Origin of the sequence: Aliivibrio salmonicida LFI1238 (genome assembly GCF_000196495.1) — a bacterium.
GTDB classification, from domain to species: Bacteria; Pseudomonadota; Gammaproteobacteria; order Enterobacterales; family Vibrionaceae; genus Aliivibrio; species Aliivibrio salmonicida.
Window position 1 is genome coordinate 1,938,924 of sequence record NC_011312.1, and the last position, 17,995, is coordinate 1,956,918.

General features: G+C 38.2%; 10 protein-coding genes and 2 pseudogenes. 7 read left to right on the forward strand and 5 right to left on the reverse strand.

All coding sequences use genetic code 11. The annotated features are described in order from the left end of the window. Window positions 1–49: 49 nt before the first annotated feature. Both VSAL_RS09565 and VSAL_RS09570 read right to left on the reverse strand, forming a co-directional pair. Complete coding sequence (locus VSAL_RS09565; RefSeq protein ID WP_012550398.1) at window positions 50–823, reverse strand: CDP-alcohol phosphatidyltransferase family protein; 774 nt, start codon at window positions 821–823, stop codon at window positions 50–52. Next, window positions 824–2,020 carry a pyridoxal-phosphate-dependent aminotransferase family protein gene (locus VSAL_RS09570; protein WP_044583280.1) on the reverse strand — a complete coding sequence of 399 codons (1,197 nt, stop codon included), beginning with the start codon at window positions 2,018–2,020 and terminating at the stop codon, window positions 824–826. 856 nt (window positions 2,021–2,876) lie between these two features. Between VSAL_RS09570 and VSAL_RS09575 the strand changes: the two are divergent. The 3 genes and pseudogenes from VSAL_RS09575 to VSAL_RS09585 all read left to right on the forward strand — a co-directional run bounded on the left by VSAL_RS09575 (window position 2,877) and on the right by VSAL_RS09585 (window position 8,146). Next, a pseudogene (locus tag VSAL_RS09575) lies at window positions 2,877–4,780 on the forward strand (bifunctional metallophosphatase/5'-nucleotidase). A gap of 241 nt (window positions 4,781–5,021) precedes the next feature. Continuing rightward, window positions 5,022–6,050 carry an outer membrane beta-barrel protein gene (locus VSAL_RS09580; RefSeq protein ID WP_158306880.1) on the forward strand — a complete coding sequence of 343 codons (1,029 nt, stop codon included), beginning with the start codon at window positions 5,022–5,024 and terminating at the stop codon, window positions 6,048–6,050. Beyond that, window positions 6,047–8,146, forward strand: coding sequence for a hypothetical protein (locus VSAL_RS09585; protein ID WP_012550401.1), 2,100 nt, complete (start codon window positions 6,047–6,049; stop codon window positions 8,144–8,146). Before VSAL_RS09580 ends, VSAL_RS09585 begins: the two co-directional genes overlap by 4 nt. Before the next feature lie 356 nt (window positions 8,147–8,502). Here the strand turns inward: VSAL_RS09585 and VSAL_RS09590 are convergent. Next, window positions 8,503–8,763 (reverse strand): annotated as a pseudogene (locus VSAL_RS09590) (IS66 family transposase); the annotation flags it as partial. A 147-nt stretch (window positions 8,764–8,910) separates the two neighbouring features. Between VSAL_RS09590 and VSAL_RS09595 the strand changes: the two are divergent. Then, window positions 8,911–9,807 (forward strand): methyl-accepting chemotaxis protein, encoded by an 897-nt coding sequence (locus tag VSAL_RS09595; protein WP_049940377.1) that lies wholly within the window; start codon window positions 8,911–8,913, stop codon window positions 9,805–9,807. 333 nt (window positions 9,808–10,140) lie between these two features. On the opposite strand, the gene VSAL_RS09600 is transcribed toward VSAL_RS09595, so the two are convergent. Together VSAL_RS09600 and VSAL_RS09605 are read right to left on the reverse strand one after the other, a co-directional pair. Continuing rightward, on the reverse strand, window positions 10,141–10,671 hold the full coding sequence (locus VSAL_RS09600) for a 3'-5' exonuclease (protein ID WP_023603466.1): 531 nt from the start codon (window positions 10,669–10,671) through the stop codon (window positions 10,141–10,143). Window positions 10,672–10,763: 92 nt separating this feature from the next. Then, a complete protein-coding gene (locus VSAL_RS09605) occupies window positions 10,764–12,281 on the reverse strand; it encodes a sensor domain-containing diguanylate cyclase (RefSeq protein WP_044583282.1) in 1,518 nt (505 codons plus the stop codon). A gap of 250 nt (window positions 12,282–12,531) precedes the next feature. Here VSAL_RS09605 and VSAL_RS09610 point away from each other — a divergent pair, with 250 nt between their 5' ends. From VSAL_RS09610 to VSAL_RS09620, 3 genes are all read left to right on the forward strand, one after another. Further along, complete coding sequence (locus VSAL_RS09610) at window positions 12,532–13,164, forward strand: DUF2760 domain-containing protein (protein WP_012550404.1); 633 nt, start codon at window positions 12,532–12,534, stop codon at window positions 13,162–13,164. Further along, complete coding sequence (locus VSAL_RS09615) at window positions 13,164–14,984, forward strand: Hsp70 family protein (protein WP_012550405.1); 1,821 nt, start codon at window positions 13,164–13,166, stop codon at window positions 14,982–14,984. The genes VSAL_RS09610 and VSAL_RS09615 overlap by 1 nt, the downstream gene beginning before the upstream one ends. Window positions 14,985–15,122: 138 nt before the next feature. Further along, a complete protein-coding gene (locus VSAL_RS09620) occupies window positions 15,123–17,939 on the forward strand; it encodes an Hsp70 family protein (RefSeq protein ID WP_012550406.1) in 2,817 nt (938 codons plus the stop codon). Window positions 17,940–17,995 lie beyond the last annotated feature (56 nt).

The following is a 17,995-nucleotide window of genomic DNA, read 5'->3' on the forward strand; positions in this document are numbered from 1 at the left end:
GCTTTAAAATAAAAAGGAGATGAGGTCGTTTGGTTAAACGTGAATCACTCTAGTTTTGATTTTGTTCTTTCAATTGCGCTATTTGGCTCAAACTTCGTTTTATGGCATAAATAAACTGACTGAGAGCAAATAGAATTAACATCGGCGTTAAGACATTGAAGATTAATGCTGCGGATAACATAAAGATAAATACGCCTTCATTGAAAAATACAATTTTGCGTTGTTCGTTGAAGAACCAACGAAGATTCTCTGCTGTGCTGAAACTTATACCCGCTTTTTCAATCGTTGGTTCGGTTGTGTCTTTGGCGGGTATTTGCTTTATCTGGTCAGAATCATTCTGCATTTTTGTGTAAAGGAACATATATTTTGAATAGCCACGTAAAGAATAGAAAGTGACTCCGGCGAAGGCTAACAATAGAGGCGTTATACTTTGTGTTTGATCGTAAGCTGCATAACCTACAGCGCCGAACCAAAGCGCTACTTGAAGGTGATCTGTCAATTTGTCATAGTAACTGCCAGTAGGAGAACTGGTTTTACGAAAGCGCGCCATCTGACCATCCATGCAATCAAGTGTATGACTAAATTGTATTAAAAAAGCAGCGATAACAAAGTTAATGTGGCCACCAATAACAATAAGCGCGACTGAAACGAGAGCAACTAGAAATGACAGTAAAGTAATAATATTTGGGGTTAACCACTTAATATCAACGACAAAATAATTAGCAAAAATAGCTAATGGTGAAGTCACAAAAGATGACCACCATTCGTCGTCCTTATTTTTAGTTGCCCATAATTTGGTTAATTTTTCATTTGAAATATTCATTTATACTATGCTCACAGCAACTAATGGAGAAGGGGTTAATATGGATTTCGTTTTATTGATTAAAGGACGTATTTTTGGCAATGAAATTAGCTTATGACTTTCGAGTATATTGCTGCTTTGTAAGATTTCTTTTTGTATATCTAAGAAGAATTGAATATCTTCAAAAGAAATCTCTCCAATATTGCCTACTTGAAATACTTTATGTTTAAAGCATCCTTTACCCTCATAAATAATAATGGATTTATCTCGAAGTTTTTGGCGAAGCACATCTACGTCAATATCCGCAGGTACATAAACTGAGGTTAATATTGAGCACATATCACGTTCATGGAGTAAAAAATTGAATCCTAGTTTTTGCATACCGCTGCGTAAAAAATTCGCTTTACTTCGTAGGTCTGCGTAGCGATTTGCTACCCCTTGTTCGAGTATGTTGCTTAATGCTTGATCAAGTGCAAAAAATAATGGTACAGCAGGTGTGTTAGGTGTTTGTGATACGGTTTTAAGGAAAGTATAAAATTTATATAAATTCAGGTATGCCGTTTTTATCGGATAATTTTTTAACTTTTCGAATTCAGTGGTTTTACCTATAACGAATGATAAACCAGGGTATGAGCCTAAGGCTTTAGAGCTTGAACTTGAGAAGAAATCGATATTATTTCGTTTCACATCGATGGCTTCAGCACCAGCGCTGCTGACACAATCGACGATGAATTTGGCATTATGTATTTTTGCTAGTGTGCCAATTTGCTCTAAAGAATTGAGAATACCTGAGCTTGTTTCATGATGAACCATTGCTATTACATCAATAGAATTGTGCTCTAAATAATCAGAAATAATATTAATATCTAAGCTCTGTCCCCATGGAAATTCAAGTACAGAAGTGTTCTGATTGTGGATTTTAGATATTTCATGTAAACGATCCCCAAACTCTCCGTTAGAAAGAACAAGAATTTTTTTGTCACCAACAACAGAAGAAAGCATGGCTTCATTTGCTGCGGTTCCTGAGCCGGTAATAACAACCGCTCTATAATCATCAACGGCTTTTATTTCAAAAACGTTAAGCAATTTTTGTTCAATACCTGCCAACAGTAAATCAAAATCAACTTCGCGATGACAAATGTCTTCTTTAGCAATCGCCATTCGAACATTGTTAGCTACGTTGACCGGACCTGGGGTTAATAATAAATATTTATTCAATGCAATATCTCCAGATAACGACAACAGTTATGTTGATATTATCGGTAATGTTAATTATGTTTAGCGCTTATTGAAGATGCAAAAGGTGATGCATTTTTCTTCCGTTAGATAAACAACAAATTAATATTTTCGAGAATAAATTGGTTTCTGGTTTTATGTTGACCATAAAGTGTAGGCAATCATTCGATTGTCTATCTAGTTGTCAACATTCAGATCAATGTTACGGATGAATACGTTGCTTTGCATTTTGGACTAGGCCAAAAGTGCGGGGCAGCATTCATTTAACATGAAATTTATTCGCGCCAGTTGGTCCAAGAAAAGCAATTGGATTGCCTGATACTAACGTAATATAGACATACTAAATTTAGAAAGGAAAAATCTGAAATAGAGGCAACAATCTATCTATAGAATTGTCGTCCGCTCTTTTCATTATCACGAGCTAGCGAGAAGTGTCTTGTTGAAGTGGCTAGGTACATAATCCATTTAAATTCACTGTATGGCGCTAAAGTAAGCGGAGTGTCATTAAATGTTTTGAATTGTAGGTTAATAGGTTAGGAATCTGCTAGCAGCGGATAGTAACACTGAACGCTAAACTTAGATACAAAGATAAATAGACCGTTTGGTGCCAGCACTTAGACTTGTTCATTCATTATCTTTACTAGATGAAGAGTTATCTATTCAAGTGATAGAAGATATGGTTGGCTACTAAAATGATTCTTCTTATATAAAAGCGTCACTCATCATAAATTTTGTAATATTAAAACAGCGTTACATAAAAATGTGATCATTCATCATTTATATAATAGGGGATGCCTTTATGCTTTTTAATCCTCCCTACAGATAAATAATGATAATCATGAAAAAACACATACTGGCTTCTGCCATTTTATTTTCTTTAACGGGTTATACGATGGCTGCTGATGGCGATCTTATTGATGTAACTATTCTTGGTACATCAGATATTCACGGACATTTCATGCCTTGGGACTACGCTAGCGATAAGCTAAATATGAAAGGAAGCTTGAGCCAAATAGCAACTAAAGTGAAAGCCATTCGAGAGCAACAAGACAACGTCATTTTGATTGATGCTGGTGATACGATTCAAGGTAACTTTGTTGAAACCTTTAAAGATGAACCGACAGATCCAATGATGCTTGGTTTTAATGAAATGAACTACGATGCTTGGGTGATGGGTAATCACGAATTTGATTTTGGATTAACGGTGCTTAATCGTTCTCTGTCGCAATTTAAAGGTACGCCACTGGCAGGAAATATTAAGCGTAAAGATGGTAATCCGTTTTTACCCGCGTATAAAATCATTGAAAAAGAAGGTATTAAGATTGGTGTGATTGGTATGGATACGCCAATGACGCAAGTGTTTTCAGAAGGCACAAATCGATTGGATGGAATGACGTTTACTAATCCCTCATTAGAAGTTAAAAAGGTAATTCAACAAATAGACGATAAAGTTGATGCGATTGTATTAGTTGCTCATATGGGACTTGATAATGAGAACAATATCAAAGCCACGGGGTACGTGATATTGCTAATGATAATCCGGAGATTGATGCAATTGTTGCTGGTCACATGCATACGCGTATAGATAAAGCGACAGTGAATGGCGTGATTATTACCGAACCTGATAAATACGGTCGTGCGCTTTCTCGTATTGATTTACAATTTGAAGAGAAGAATGGACAGTTTACTCTTGTTAACAAAGACAGCTTTACCTATAAAATAAAAGACGTCGAATCCGACGATAAAATGGAAGCGTTGTACGCTCCTTATCACAAGCGTTTACGTGAAAACGCAAACCGTGTGGTGGCTGAATTAATGGGTGTCGATTTGGTGCCTGAAAATGAAATTAAAGGCATCCCACAAGTGCATATTCAAGATACGGGGATCAGTGCATTATTCCAAGAAGCAAGTATGTATTACGCACCACAGGCAAACGTGATTGCTCTCCAAATTGATAACGATATGGCTGAACTTGATGTTGGTAAAATTAAAGCCAAAGACATCGCGTATAACTATCAATATGCAGGCGGAGAAATTACAGTTTACAAGATGACCGGCAAAGATTTGAAAGCATATATGGAGTGGTCAGCTGGTTACTTCAATAGCGTAAAAGAAGGGGATGTGACTTACAGCTTCAATCTTGAACGTCGTTCATCTAAATATTCTACCAATGATTTTTTTGCAGGCGTAACGTATACCATTGATCTCACTAAACCTGCAGGATCACGTATTACAGACCTTCACTCTGCTGATGGAAAACCCATAACAGACACAACGCCTATTCGCATAGGGATGAACAGCTACCGTATGGGACATTTAACCAAAGTTGGCGGTGTTCTTGAAGGACGTTTTCCCCCTGTATTATTTGATACTGAAGAAGAGTTTGGCGAAGATGAAGGAACTATCCGTAATTTAACCATTCGTTACCTAAGCGAAGTGAAAAATGGTAAATACGAAGGTAAACCAATGAACCGTTGGGCATTAAGTGGTCTTGAGGGATATGAAAAAGAGCGTGAAATCATAAAAAATTTGATCAACAGTGGTGAAATTAGCGTACCTAAAAGTAGTGATGGTCGTTATACCAATGTGGCATCAATTAATGTTAAAGACAAAATGTTCCAAAATGAAGAAGAATTAGCGGTTTATTTATCTCAGTTAGAAAAAGAGTTTAAAATAGCCACGACAGAATCAGAAAAAGCACGTATTCAACGTGATCTGATAATAGCTAACGCATTGAATTAATCCTTCCTTCCTCCCAAAAAGGTGATCGATAAAGGTCACCTTTGTTATCTTTAAAATATTCGATTTTTTCATCATTAACAGTTACGTTTTATCTGATTAAATACAATGGCGCTAATTAATTTACAAAAGTATCACAAGTGACACAGTAATCTTTTGTTTAAGTACGATGCATATAACTTATCTATTACATATAGATGATAACATTAGTCGTAATAATGTAAGTATGTGTGAATTATTGGTTATGAAGAAGATATCGTATTGTATTTTAAGTTTGGGTATTGCATGTAATGCTAGTGCAAATACCAATACCGAAGATGAAACCATCTATATTGGTGGCAAAATCGGTTGGACTCATTTTTCTAATGGTTGTGAATCACAAAATTTAGATTGTGATAAAGAAGCTATGGGGGGAGGTGTTTTTCTTGGTTATAAACTAAATGAATGGCTTGCAATTGAAGGTGGGTATGATTATTTAGGTAAAGCGAAAGCGATTTACCCAAGTCTTGATGACCCTTCTATTGATGCTCCTTATAGCGCAAAGTTTCAAGGTATAGAGTTAGGACTTAAGGCTGACTATTATTTAAATGATAATTGGAATGTTTTTGGCAAAGTTGGTGGCCTTGGATGGAGAGCAGATAAGAAAGGAGAAGAATTAAACTATGACGTTGAAGGACGGGATCAAGATATTTCGTTAATGCTTGGGGCTGGCCTTGAGTACCGTTTAACTAAACAGTTAAAAACTCGATTTGAATATCAATGGTTTGATAGTGTTGGTGGTGAAAATACAGGTGGTTCAAATATTAATTTTATTACGATTGGCTTGACTTATTCTTTTGGTTCAAAAGAGGAAGTAGTCGTTATTGCCGAGCCTGATCCACCAGTACGTATTGTTAAAGCAGAAAAACTTACCCTTAATGAGCTGAATGGACAAGCTTTGTTTGGCTTTGATAGTGCTAAATTATCTTCAGAAGTAGAAGCCCATTTTGATTCAATTTTAGAAAGACTTAAAAACAACCCAACATCGGAATTAAGTATTGTCGGTCATACGGACTCTCAAGGTTCAGATAAATACAATGAAGGGTTATCTTTGAGACGAGCACAGAGTGTTGCTAATTACTTTGAAAGCAATGGTATTGCAATGAGTCGAATCAAAGTTGAAGGTCGAGGTGAGACCGATCCTGTTGCCGATAATAACACGCTAAAAGGGCGATCAATGAACCGTCGTGTTGATTTAATTTCTCCTGCTTTTACTTCAGAGGTTAAACCATGAAACTAAGAACAATTTTTATTATTGTATTATCAAATTTGCTTTTTGCTTGTGGTGGAGAGAACAGCGGAGCACCATCCCAAGGTAAACGCACTGAAAATTGGAATGTACCTTTAGCGCAGTCAGTGGCAGTTCAAGGTGACGTATTTTCTGGAAAAACAATAAATGGTAATTACACATACTTTGACCCAAATTCAAAAGCTCGCCCAGAAAATTTAAGCGAATTTAGGTGGGTGATTGATAATGTTACTAAAAGTACATCCCTATCATTTGATCTTCTTGATGAGCATGTAGGAAAGGATGTTGTTTTTTGTATTACACCAATAGCCCTTGGAAACGTTAATTTTGTTGGTGATGAAGTTTGTAGTTTATCGGTAACGGTTAATACTCCAAGTTCAAATGTAGTACCTGAAGCATTAAATGTAGCGATTAATCCAGAGGTAAATCTGATTGCTGGAGACAAAATATCATCATCTTATGTTTATTATGATCAAGATAATGATGCAGAATTGAACAGTAAGTTGTTATGGTTTATTGATGACATATTAGTGCAAACTGGTGGGGTTGATTTTGATTTGCCAGCGGACGCAGAATATAAAATATTGAAATTTTGTGTAACGCCAATATCGAATGCGTCTCCGACAACAGGAGTTCAAGTTTGTACACAGTCGGATCAAGTAAAGCCTAAAGTGGGTTCTGTACCTGTTGCAAATAATGTATCAATTACTGGTGCTCTTACATCAGGCACTAATCTTGTGGGTTCATATTTATATACAGATATAGATGGTGATTTAGAAGGCATATCATTATTTAAGTGGCAACTATCGGGTGTTGACATTAGTGGTGTCTCTATAAATAGTTATACTCCATCAGTTACTGATGAAGGAGAAACACTCAGTTTTTGTGTTACACCTGTAGCGAGTACTGGTGAACCAAAAATAGGGCTTGAAGCTTGTTATAATGCGGGTATTATCTCGCCTCCTTTGGGGTTCCCTCCCTCAGCAACGGTTTCAATTAATAATAACTCAAATTCTCCAGTCGCTGGTTTTAGATTACCTGCTACATATACTTATATTCCAGGTATAGATGGACTTGCTCAAGGTAGCTCTATTGTTACATGGAGTGTTGATGGTGTGGATTCTGGTGTTACTTGTTACCCATTTGCAATTCCTTGTAATTATACAATCAAAGATAATGATGCAGGGAAAGTAATACAATATTGTGTTACACCAGTGAATGTTAATGGTGCGAGTGGTAGCAAAGTATGTGAGGATATCGTTGGAACATCTATTAAATATAGCGGTAACTTTAATCTATTTGAGAATATTAATGTTAGTTTGCAAGGGTACTCTAATAATATCAAAACCAGTTGGGGAGTCACATCAAGTTTTGGTATTCAAGACCTACAAAGTACAGGGTTAACATATAAAATAGAATATTTAGATAAGCTAGGGTTTACAAGTTTAGCTTACGAACTTGTTAGTCAAGATATTGAGTTTTGTGTTGAAGATCTTGATAAAAGCTACAATAAGTATTGTCGCCGAGTATCTGATGATTCATCAAGTCAATATCTAACGGTTAGTGATGGTACTTTTGTTGGGGGGGGGGTTGTGAACCGATATAACACACCTAAAGGCATTGCCCCTGCGACAGTATATCAAGATATGACAACAGGTCTTAAATTCATGAGACCATTAACTCCGGAAGAATCTGAATTTGTCGGTGTAATTGCTGATAGTACTATGGGAGATGGGAACGTAATTATAGCTCATTATTCTTTAGCTAACGCAAGGCAATTATGTTCTTTACTACCCGTTGATGGTGGGGGATGGCGTTTACCAACATTTGATGAATTACGTAACTTTAATACTAACTTATCAACGTATAATAACCTAGTTGTTGGTAGCAGTCCTCCCGCTACTTTATCTTCACTTACCTATGAGTTAGGTTGGAGGGGGTTACGTGCAATATGGAGTGGTATTGGGTATTCATTACGGGCATCTGATGGGAGATTGTATAATACTCAACCTTATGCTGAGGGAGAGGTTTCCATTGCAGATCAAGATACTAAATTTTTTGCAGTAACTTGCGTTAAGTAATAATAAAAGAGAACTCTGTGTTTATTAAAACCAGAGTTTTCTTTTGAATTTACATATGCAAAATTAATTATGAATCGCAACAATGATAAACATCATTTATTAAATAATATAAATGAAACCTTCTACAATAAGATCTTTGTTATAACAGCCTTCTTTGAATAAATAGTACATACGTATTTACTATTTTTAAACTTAAATCCATACATCCTATTTATTTCTTAAGTTTTTCTATTAATAGATTAAATGTTAAATCTAATGTTTATTATCATTAACGCATTGAATTAATCCAACCTTCTTCCCAAAAAGGTGATCGATAAAGGTCACCTTTGCCTATTAAATAGTAAGCGTGCGGGGAACTACACCTTGTCTTTTACATTCCAAGGTAAAAGTGAATCGATATCTGGCGATCCAACACATAAACGATCTAGACAATACCTAATATAATCGTAAGGGATTAATCCGTTTGCCTTTGCTGTTTCTACAATGCTGTAAAGCATTGCACTTGAATCTGCACCAGCCGTTGAACCCGAAAATAACCAGTTTTTCCGGCCGATAACAAACGGTTTAACCGCTCGCTCTGCTCGATTGTTATCAATAGATAACAATCCATCATCAATAGCGTCATTCTCATTATTACGGTATGGATTAGTGCATTTTTGATCCGACGTTGGACAACAAAAGGCCTCAACAATATCATCACTCATTTAAAACAGCTGTCTGAACACAATTATCAACATTCAATTCCCGAACTTGGCCCTAAAGAAATGCAGCTCATTGCAGGTAAGCTGAATAAAGTCATCAACTCCACCACTGATTCCGTGAAAAATATGTCCCGTAATTGTGATGTTCTCTATCAAACCTCGGAAATAACAAAAGAGGTATCAAACGAAATTGAGCAAGGATTAACGCAACAAAATGAATCATTAGGGGCAATGGCCTCTATTGTTACTCAACTAGAATCCTCAATTAACGACATTGCTCAATTAACCCAAGAATCACATAGCGAAACCAGTAACGCGACACAAGCTGCAAATCTTGGGTTAACTGTTTTACATACAAACAACGAACGCTTAACGCACCTTAATGATGCCTTATCAAAAAATGTTAATGCCATGAATACTCTTGATGTTCAAGTAGATAAAATTCGTTCAATGGTCAGTGTTATTGCGAATCTTGCTGAAAATACAAATTTACTGGCTCTAAATGCCGCAATAGAAGCAGCGCGAGCAGGTGAACAAGGCAGAGGCTTTGCTGTTGTTGCGGATGAAGTAAGAAAATTAGCAGGAAACACATCAGAGCAAACGAATAATATTAGAAATACGATGCAATCTCTTCTCGCTGCGGCAGAAGAAGCAAAATCAGCGGTGTTAATCAGTCAATCAGAAATGACACTCGCTTTAGAATCGAGCATGGATGTCAGTACTACCTTCGAACAAATCTCCACCACCATCAATCATATTAGCGACCGTGTCTCGCAAGTCTCTGTAGCAACGGAAGAACAAGCTTACGCAGCAACCGAGGTAACCAATAATATCAATCACATTAACGAGCAAGGTAAAACGATTGAATTACAGTTAAATGCCTTTGTCGAATCAACAGAAGAAGTGGCCAATATTGCCTCCCAACAGCAACAATTATTGGATAATTATCGACTGAATTGAGGCAGAACAAATAGGGAAACTGATGGGATGTATACCGTAATAAATCGCATTAGTTATTCTAATCTTAAAATACAATTTATCTTGCTTTTATAACCCGTATTTTTATTTATAATGCGCGCAACTCAAGAGGTTGACTCTTAAATTATCACTCATTATTAACTAATTCCACGGTGTCGCTATGACTAAGAATATCATAACTAAAATCGCAACAGCTTATCAGCGCTCATTTGTTGAACTATACAAACGTGATAATAAATAACGCTTTAAAATCAAACGAAAAAAGGAGCTAACCAGCTCCTTTTTTGTTATCTAAATATTTTAACCTTTTGGTTATTATAGTATTTTTAAGGCTAATTGAGCTAAATTATACGCATCAACATAACCTGAATGCTGTCGCCCTTCCCATTCGATATGAAGCTCTTCCATTGCTCTGCGTTGACCCATACGATCATTTTTCTTACGCGATTTAATACGATAAAGAGTCGCTAGATTAATAAATTCAACAAATGGAAATTCAATGCCTTTCGCTTCACACTCAGATTTTAAAATCAGTTCATCATGACCCCAAGCAGCATAAATTTTATTTGTGCCACCGAAGTTTTTAATCATTGATTTCAAAACGCCTTCTAAAGGTCTGCCTTGTTTCTCAATTTTACGCGGAGTGATCCCCGTAAGTTCAACACAAAAAAGTGAAATTTCATCTTCGTCAGGCTTTACATAATATTGAGCGCGTCTAACCACTTCGCCTGTCTGCAGATCAATTTCAGCCAAACCGACTTCAATGATTTCTCCTGTTCTGCCTTTGCCATTCTCATTCCAACAGCACATTTCTAAATCAAAACAGACGATACGATTAAAGTTCATGGTGTTCCTTTGGTGACTCAACATTTAGTAGATGGGTATTCTACTAAATCAAAAGCGCTTACGCGAGACTCTGCTATTCGTTTGATGAAAAATCAGCCACGAATAGTTACTTGGTTTCTGCCTCTGTCTTTACTATCGTACAACGCTTGGTCTGCCAATTTAAGTAAAACCTCTTTCCGTTCACCTCTCCAGAGTACGGCACCTAAACTGATGGTTTGTTCGATAATAAGATCAGGGATGATGGTTGGTGATTCTTCGATAACCTGATGAATTTTCTTCGCCACATGCGATAATTGCTGAAGATCGCCTATTTCAAGCAGAACAGCAAACTCATCGCCACCCAACCGTATTATTGGCGTAGCTTCTCCTAAAAGATCAGAAACAAGATAAGTAATATGAAGCAAAACCTCATCCCCTTCCGGATGCCCATAGGTATCATTAATGTCTTTAAAGTTATCGATATCAAAGCAGATCAATGCAAATGGTTTGTCTTCTTCTATAAATCGATTCACTACTTTTGTCATTGAACGACGATTCAATAACCCCGTAAGATCATCATGCATTGCCATGTAATGCAATTCTTCCGTCCGAGCTTCTAGTAATTTCTCAATACGTTTTTTATCTCGAGTAACCATAAAAGTAATGACGGCAATCAAGTTAGATAAAATAAGAGCCCCAATAAACATCCATAATAAACTCAGTTGTTGGCTATCACTTAAATCGTTCTTACTTTTGTACTCCACATGCCAAATTCTATTTTCAATATTTATAGAGTTAGTAATACGTAAGCCATTAAAATCATCCCATTGTGGGCTTTCAAACATGATAGGGTCATCCTCTGCATCAAACCCAGTATCGATAATTTTTACGACTAAAGATTCTCCAAGCAATGTGGATTCGACCAACTTATCAAAATAGCTTGTTACTCTAAGTACCCCAACCATGATGCCTTTCAATGCTTTTTTGTCCGCAGTAAATACCGGATGATAGACCAATAAGCCCGTTTTGGGTGTGCTTTTATCTAAACCGTCTTGTAAAAGACGAACTTTATCCGAAATGCTTGGGCGACCCACTTTAATTGATTCATCAACCACTCGTTGAAAGCGTTCTTGTGCTGAATAAAAACCTAATAGTGCTATATTTTTCTTATCTCTTGGATAAATATCTGTCGCAACATAAATCGGTTCATGATTTTTAAATACGTAATCGTACGTTTTAGGCTTATCTTGAGGTACGGTATAAATAGAAAAAGACGGAAAGATTTTTTTAACTTCTTTACTGTGCTTCTCAATGTCCTTTTCTTCTACTTTTTGCATCCATTGAAGGGAAATTAAACTTTGTGAGCGAGAGAGTAATGAATTAGCAAATAAGGGAAATTGTTGCCAGTCTTGTTTGGAGCCCCCCTGATAGAAGTTTGCGCCCGCGCCAATAAAATCGATGTCTTTTTCTATTAATAAAGTAAGTAAGGTTGATTCACGTTCCGCTTCTTTGCTAAAAAGCTGACGATTGCTTTCTAAATTTGAATTATATACAAAATGCATACATAACAAGCTTAAAGTCAGTGCCAGCATAAAACTGGTTATTATATGAATAGAACTATTCTTAAACACTCTTCAACCTCTAAATTCAGTAAGCCGTCATATTCTAATCAAAAATACCAAATAGAGAAACAAAATCATTCTCTGATAAAAGCCTTGTCTCAAAACCATTTAAATATGTTTAAAATACCATCAAACGGCATCAGTTCTTCTCTTTGAACTCGGTTCTTTTTCTATCTTATCCCTTGAATATGCTACTATTGACCACAACTTAGTTAGAAACGTTCGGTGCTTCGCACCCTATAAATATAGAGAAAGAATTATGAATTTTGACTTAAATGCCATTCCTTCTACCTTTGATCTAGGCCACATTGTCCTGTTTGGTACATCGGCATTATTTGCGTTGTTGTATGCAACGAAAAAAGGCAAAAACGTAGAAGTTGAAAAAATTGTTGAAATTGAAAAAGTGATTGAAGTAGAAAAACCAGTTGAGAAAATTGTTGAAATCGAAAAAATCATTGAAGTAGAAAAGATCATTGAGAAAATTGTCGAAGTAGAACCAAAAGTAAAAACAACGACACCAGAATCTGCTCTGCAATTATTATCTCTTCTGCAAAAAGAAGCGCGTTTCATTGACTTTATGCAAGAAGATCTTAAAGGCTTTGCTGATGCAGAAGTCGGCGCTGCTGCTCGTGTTATTCACGAAGGTGGCCAAAAAGTATTGTCTGACTATTTCACTCTCGTTCCTATTCGTACTGAAGAAGAAGAATCTCGTTTATCAATTCCTGTTGGCTTTAATCCATCAGAAATTCGCCTAACAGGAAATGTGGTTGGTGAAGCACCATTTAACGGCACATTAATCCACAAAGGCTGGAAAGTGGCAGAAGTAAAACTGCCTAAACTCGCTGACGGTTATGATGCAACAATTGTTGCTCCAGCAGAGGTAGAACTGTAATGGAACAAGCTAAATTCAGTATTGGTATCGATTTAGGTACAACTCACTGTGTACTTTCTTATGTTGATTTACACGATGAAGGCGCAAGTGTTCAAGTCATGCCAATTCCACAATTGACAGCGCCAGGTCAAGTAGAAGAAAAAGCACAACTGCCTTCATTTATGTATCAAGCGCATGACGCAGAATTGCTTGAAGGCGATACAAGCCTTCCTTGGACAACAAAGCCAAATGCAATCGTTGGTAATATTGCTCGTAACCTTGGTAGCAAAACCCCTATTCGTTTAATCGCCAGTGCAAAAAGTTGGTTATGCCATGCCGGTGTGAATCGTCGTGACGCTTTCTTGCCATTAAACAGCCCAGAAGAAGTGATCAAAGCGTCACCTCTTGAAGTCACTAAACGTTATTTAGAGCATCTTCAAAATGCGTGGGATTACCAAAACCCTGAGCACCCTCTAAATGAACAAGACATTACGCTTACGGTTCCTGCATCGTTTGACCCTGCTGCTCGTGATTTAACAGCAGAAGCAGCAAACAATCTTGGTTTCCGTAATCTTACGTTATTAGAAGAGCCGCAAGCCGCAGTCTATAGTTGGATTAAGAACAACGGTGAATCATGGCGTGAACAAGTATCGATCGGCGATGTTATCCTTGTGGTCGATATTGGCGGCGGTACAACCGATTTATCTTTAGTTGCGGTAACTGAAGAAGAAGGTAATTTGAGCCTAAACCGTGTTGCGGTAGGTGACCACATTCTTCTTGGTGGTGACAATATGGATTTGGCTCTGGCTTATCGTCTAAAGATGAAGCTAGCGCAAGAAGGTAAGCAACTTCAACCTTGGCAAATTCAAGTCATGACACATGCGTGTCGTGATGCAAAAGAAGCCCTTCTTAACGATTCAGAGTTACGCTCAGTGCCAATTGTGGTTCCTAGCCGTGGATCTAAATTGTTAGGTAGTACACTTCAAACAGAACTGACTCAAGAAGAAGTTCAACAAACATTGGTTGAAGGTTTCTTCCCTGTCGTTCCTGTTACTGAACATCCTGTGCAATCTGCGCGTGGCGCATTAACTCAAATGGGTCTGCCTTACGCTCAAGATGCTGCTGTCACTCGTCACCTTGCAAGCTTTTTAACTCGTCAACAAGCGGCAACGGATGATGTATTTGGTCAGCAAAATGAATCTGACTTTATTAAGCCAACTGCAATACTTCTTAACGGTGGGGTTTTAAAATCAAACCTTCTTGCAGAACGCTTGTTGGGCATTATTAATGATTGGCTAATTGATGCAGAAGCTGAAGACGCAAAACTACTTGAAGGGTTAGACCTTGACTTAGCGGTTGCTTCTGGCGCGTCTTATTATGGCTCGGTTCGTACAGGTAAAGGCGTTCGTATCCGTGGTGGTATCGCATCAAGCTATTATGTTGGAATTGAAAGTTCTATGCCTGCAATTCCAGGAATGGAACCACCAATGGAAGCATTATGTGTTGCCCCATTTGGTATGGAAGAAGGTTCTAACGCTGATGTTCCTAGCCAACAATTTGGTTTGGTTATAGGGCAGCCTGTACAATTCAAATTCTATGGGTCAACGACTCGTCGAGATGATCAAGCAGGCACTCACCTTGATTTCTGGATGCCAGAAGAACTAGACGAACTGCCCGCAATTCAAGTCACGCTACCGGTCACAGAAGGTCGCTCTGCGGGTGAAGTGGTTCCTGTTCGTCTTGCGTCAAAAGTGACTGAACTTGGTACTTTGTATCTTGAAGCCATTGCCATTGATAGTGGTGAAAAATGGCACGTTGAGTTTAATGTTCGTGAAGCGTAATTCTATTATTCTTCATTAATACGTTACTTAAGAGTTCAGTCACCATTATGGGGGCTGAACTCTTTTACTATATGCTCTTTGTTTCTTTATCGCTGTCGCCTTTTATTTCACAGCCATGCTAATCATATTGGAGTTTTTATGAGTTCGTCTAATCGCTATTTAATTGGTATTGACCTTGGTACAACCCATACCGTTGTTGCTTATACCGATATCTCTCTTGGTATAGAAACCAGCCCGATTAACATCTTCAATATTGATCAATTAATTGGGCCTGGTGAAGTCGCTCGTAAACCGCTCCTCCCTTCATTTCGTTATCATGCCTCAAACAGTCAAGTCAGTGATAATGATCTAACACTGCCTTGGAATGTAAAAGCGCTTGATGGTGAAATAAAAAATGCGATTATTGGTGAATGGGCGCGTGAGTTAGGCTCGAAAGTCGAAGGCCGTCAAGTTGTAAGTGCCAAGAGTTGGCTATCACATACTAAAGTTGATCGCACTTCTGATATCCTACCTTGGGCTGGAGCAGAAGACGTTGAAAAAGTCTCTCCTATTGTTGCCAGTGCGAGCTATTTAAATCACGTTCGCCAATCTTGGAATTACCATCACCCAGACGCACCAATGGAATTACAAGAAGTGGTGGTAACCGTTCCCGCCTCTTTTGATGAAAGTGCCCGTTCATTTACTATTCAAGCCGCAAAACTCGCAGGTCTTAATAAAGTCATTCTCTTAGAAGAGCCACAAGCGGTATGTTATGACTGGTATCACCATCATCAAGATACAGCAAAAGATATCCTGAAAAACGTACCATTAATGGTGGTGTGCGATGTTGGTGGCGGAACCACGGACTTAAGTTTGATCCAAGCGCGGTTTGATAAAGATGAATTATCACTTGATCGCATCGGTGTCGGTGATCACCTTATGCTTGGTGGTGACAACATCGATCTCGCATTAGCGCATTTAGCAGAGCAACGTTTAGACAGTGGTAAAAAAATGACTGCTGCTGCCTTAACGAAACTGATTCAGCAGACTCGAAAAACCAAAGAACGCTTATTGTCAGCTAACGCTCCAGAATCAGGTCATATTACTCTTCTCGGATCGGGTTCTAAATTATTAGGTGGTAGCCGTAAGGTTGAATTAAGCAAACAAGAAGTTCATGACATCGCACTGGATGGTTTTTTACCATTAACCGATTTTAATGACCGCCCAAATCAACGTCAGACGGCAGTGGTTGAATTTGGTCTGCCTTACGCATCCGATCCTGCTATTAGTAAACATCTTGCACAGTTTTTAGATAATCACAAAGAAGTGTCGGCGAAAGCATTAGGTTGGAATGATTCAGATTTGGCAAACCACCAAGATCGAGCAATCCCTGTCGGCTTATTATTAAATGGCGGAGTATTTAACAGCCCTCTTCTTGCTAATCGTTCAGTTGAATTGTTGAATAGCTGGAAAGGTGACAGTGTAACCAGCCTGTCTAATCCTCATCCAGATTTAGCGGTAGCTTATGGTGCCGTGGCTTATGGTAAAGCTCGTCATGGTGCACAGCTTAAAATTGGGGGTGGCTCCGCTCGTTCGTTCTATTTACAGTTAGAAGAAAAAAACAAACAACCTCATGGTTTATGTTTATTAGCAAAAGGCAGCGATGAAGGCGAAGAAATTCGTATGACGAGTCGTCGTTTCTCTCTGACTTTAGGTGAGCCCGTTCGTTTTAACTTGTTATCGACCACCAAAGACCAACTTGCTACCTCTGGTATGATCACGGAATTAGCCGATTCAAGCTTTGTCAGTCTGCCACCTTATGTCGTTACACTTGAATCTAGCAAACAAAAAGAGACGCTGCATGCGAATCAAAAAGATCGCGTTGAAGTGACCTTGGCGTGTCAATTTACTGAAGTGGGAACCATCAAAATTGAATGTGTTTCTGTAGAAGACGATTCACAACGTTGGTTAGTTGAATTTGAAGTAAGAAATCAAGCTTCAAATAAAAGTCATCATCTAGCAGAACAAATTGCCCTTCCTCCTCGTTTACCTAATGCCATCGCAAACATTAAAGAAGCGTATGGCGGCAGTAAACAAAATCCGAATGCAATTAAAGCATTTTCTAAAAATATTGAAAAACTGATTGGTAAGCGAGAGTCATGGGATCTAATCACCTCTCGCGAATTAGCGGCCGCTTTATTAGACAGTAAAAAACGTCGTCGCCGCTCAGATAAACACGAACAGAATTGGCTAAAGATGACGGGGTTTACACTGCGTCCGGGCTTTGGTTACCCTGCGGATGAATGGAAAATTGGCCAAGCGTGGGAAACCTATCAACAAGGGATTCAGTTTGAATCTAAGCAATCTTGGAATGATTGGTGGACGTTCTGGCGTCGAATTTCGGGTGGATTAAATCAAGAACAACAAGAAACTATTTTGGGTGACATTGCTAAATACTTACACCCGGGCTCTCTGCGCAACCCAAAAACATTAGAAGATGCGACCAATAAAAGTTACGAAGCGATGGTTCGATTAGCCGCCGCTCTTGAGCATTTAGATGTCGAAGATAAAACATTACTGTCTACATGGATGCTGGGGCATGCCAAAAATGGCAATCAAGCTCAAGTTCATTGGTGGGCGTTAGGACGTATTTGCTCTCGCTCCCCTTTCTATGGCAGCCAACATAATTTGATCCCTGCGAATCAAGTCACTCAATGGCTTCCTACTTTATTGGAACAAGATTGGAAAGCTCAACCAATGGCAGGGTTTGCAGCCGTCATGATGGCTCGATTAACAGGTGACAGAACACTCGACGTATCCGATGAATTACGCGAAAGCATCATCGATAAATTGAGAAAAAGTCGCTCTCCACAGAGTTGGATTGATTTGGTTTCAAGCCAACAAGCACTAACCGATGCGGACTCTAAACGCCTCTTTGGTGATGCGCTTCCTGCTGGTCTTCGCTTATTAACCTAGCAAAAAACAGGTGAAATATTAATCAATTTTGTCAAAAAGCTGTCAGATTGCTGTTT

What these genes read in the sequence shown, in the direction of transcription:
- VSAL_RS09565 (WP_012550398.1), bottom strand. Translation starts at nt 823, where the DNA reads ATGAATATTTCAAATGAAAAATTAACCAAATTATGGGCAACTAAAAAT.
- VSAL_RS09580 (WP_158306880.1), top strand. Translation starts at nt 5,022, where the DNA reads ATGAAGAAGATATCGTATTGTATTTTAAGTTTGGGTATTGCATGTAAT.
- VSAL_RS09585 (WP_012550401.1), top strand. Translation starts at nt 6,047, where the DNA reads ATGAAACTAAGAACAATTTTTATTATTGTATTATCAAATTTGCTTTTT.
- VSAL_RS09595 (WP_049940377.1), top strand. Translation starts at nt 8,911, where the DNA reads ATGCAGCTCATTGCAGGTAAGCTGAATAAAGTCATCAACTCCACCACT.
- VSAL_RS09600 (WP_023603466.1), bottom strand. Translation starts at nt 10,671, where the DNA reads ATGAACTTTAATCGTATCGTCTGTTTTGATTTAGAAATGTGCTGTTGG.
- VSAL_RS09610 (WP_012550404.1), top strand. Translation starts at nt 12,532, where the DNA reads ATGAATTTTGACTTAAATGCCATTCCTTCTACCTTTGATCTAGGCCAC.
- VSAL_RS09615 (WP_012550405.1), top strand. Translation starts at nt 13,164, where the DNA reads ATGGAACAAGCTAAATTCAGTATTGGTATCGATTTAGGTACAACTCAC.
- VSAL_RS09620 (WP_012550406.1), top strand. Translation starts at nt 15,123, where the DNA reads ATGAGTTCGTCTAATCGCTATTTAATTGGTATTGACCTTGGTACAACC.